General features: G+C 50.9%; 1 pseudogene. It reads left to right on the top strand.

The features are described from left to right. Positions 1 to 269 (top strand): annotated as a pseudogene (locus tag AAEY57_RS20100) (signal recognition particle-docking protein FtsY); the annotation flags it as partial.

Raw genomic sequence — 269 nt, 5'->3', positions numbered from 1 at the left:
GCGTTTAGCAGAGCAAGAAGCGCAGATGCGCCTTGAGCAAGAAAAAGCAGCAGCGGAAAAGGCTGAAGCTGAGCGTTTAGAGCAAACACGTATTGCAGCAGAGCAAGCAGAAGCTGAGCGTTTAGAACAAGCACGTATTGCAGCAGAGCGAGCAGAAGCTGAGCGTTTAGAGCAAGTACGTATTGCAGCAGAGCAAGCAGAAGCTGAAGCTGAGCGTTTAGAACAAGCGCGAATTGCAGCAGAGCAAGCAGAGGCAGAGCGTTTAGAAC

Origin of the sequence: Pseudoalteromonas sp. MER144-MNA-CIBAN-0113, from assembly GCF_040308965.1 — a bacterium.
Taxonomy (GTDB): domain Bacteria; phylum Pseudomonadota; class Gammaproteobacteria; order Enterobacterales; family Alteromonadaceae; genus Pseudoalteromonas; species Pseudoalteromonas tetraodonis.
The sequence above is the reverse complement of the archived record's forward strand: the minus strand, read 5'-3'. Positions and strand labels throughout refer to the sequence as shown.